General features: G+C 63.6%; 1 protein-coding gene and 1 pseudogene. Both read left to right on the top strand.

The genetic code is table 11. The annotated features are described in order from the left end of the window. Positions 1 to 460 (top strand): annotated as a pseudogene (locus A3764_RS17290) (alpha/beta fold hydrolase); the annotation flags it as partial. Positions 461 to 538: 78 nt separating this feature from the next. Continuing rightward, positions 539 to 1,738 (top strand): SAM-dependent methyltransferase (locus A3764_RS17285; RefSeq protein ID WP_067927529.1); only part of this gene is annotated, 1,200 nt, incomplete at its 3' end.

Below are 1,738 nucleotides of genomic sequence, written 5' to 3'. Positions count from 1 at the left end.
CTTGCGCAGGTTGATCGTGGCCGACATCGCACCGGTGACCTACCGCCACACGCAACAACAGTTCATCGATGCGATGCGCGCGGTCGACCTGTCCGCCGTCACCCGGCGGTCGGAGGCGGAGGAGCAACTGGCGGCGGCGGGGGTGGAACCCGCATTGCGCAGTTTCTTCACCCAATCGCTCGATCTTGCCAATCGGCGCTGGCGGCTCAATCTCGATACGCTCGAACGCGAGATGGACCGGATCGTGGGCTGGCCCGATGACATCACCGGTCGGTTCGACGGCCCCAGCCTGTTCCTGACCGGGGCGGAGTCGGACTATGTGCTGCCCGAGCACCGGGAAATCATCAAACCGCTGTTTCCGCAGGCGCGCTTTGCGAAGCTGCCGGGCGCCGGTCACTGGCTGCACGCGGACCGCCCCCGCGCCTTCGAAGAAGCGCTTCGGGTTTTCCTTAGTGCCTGAACGCACCATGGCTTGACCTGCGCGCCGGGTTACTTAACGTATTTGTGACAAGACGTTAACGAGACATGGGGAAGGGTCATGTGGCGCAAGGTATTCGCGCAGTTTCTCAATCGCATGATGGTATGTGACAGGCTGCATGTCACCTATCCCGACGGAACGACGGAACACTACGGCCCCGACAGCGGCGAACAGGCGGCCATAGCCATCCATTCAGAAGCCGCCCTGCGCGCGCTCTGCATCAATCCCGAACTGGCACTGGGCGAACGCTACATGGAAGGCACGCTGACCTTCCCCAATACCACGCTCGATCATTTCCTCGCGGTCATCCTCCGCAACCGGCGGCTGGGGCGGATGCCGTCATGGGTCAATGCCTCCAATACCGCTCGTTTTCACCTGCGCCGCTGGATCCAGAAAAATGCACCCTCCCGGGCACGGGCCAACGTGGCGCATCACTACGACCTGTCGGACGATCTCTACCGGCTCTTCCTCGACGAGGACATGCAGTATTCCTGCGCCTATTTCGCCCGGCCGGACATGACGCTCGAAGAAGCGCAGGCCGCCAAGAAGGCGCATATCGCGGCCAAGCTGCGGCTTGAGCCGGGGCAGCGCGTGCTCGACATCGGCTGTGGCTGGGGCGGCATGGCGCTGACGCTGGCGCGGGACCACAAGGTGCGCGTCACCGGGATCACGCTGTCGCAGAACCAGCTCGCCACGGCACAGGCCCGCGCCCGCGACGAAGGGCTCGAAGACCTCGTGACCTTCCGGCTGCAGGATTACCGCGCGGTGACGGAGAGATTCGACCGGATCGTCAGCGTCGGCATGCTCGAACATGTGGGCGTGCCCAATTACGACACCTATTTCGCCACCGTCTCCCGGCTGCTGGAGCCCGACGGCACGGCGCTCATCCATACGATCGGGCGCAGCGCCCCGCCCGCGCCCCATTCGGTCTGGCTCAACAAGTATATCTTCCCGGGCGGCTATGTGCCCTCGCTCTCCGAACTGGCAGGGCCCATGGAACGCGCGGACCTCTGGCAGACGGATATCGAGATCTGGCGCCTGCATTACGCCAAGACGCTGCGGCATTGGCGCGAACGGTTCGAAGCCCACTCCGACCAGCTGCGGCGCACCTATGATAACCGGTTCATCGCGATGTTCCGCTGGTATTTCGCGATCTGCATCGCGGCCTTCGAACAGCAGATGCAGGGCGTCTACCAGTTCCAGCTTTCCAAGAGCCACAAATCCGTACCCCTCACGCGGGACTATCTTTACGCGCAGGGC

This window comes from Sulfitobacter sp. HI0129 (assembly GCF_001635395.1).
GTDB lineage: Bacteria > Pseudomonadota > Alphaproteobacteria > Rhodobacterales > Rhodobacteraceae > Sulfitobacter.
The sequence above is the reverse complement of the archived record's forward strand: the minus strand, read 5'-3'. Positions and strand labels throughout refer to the sequence as shown.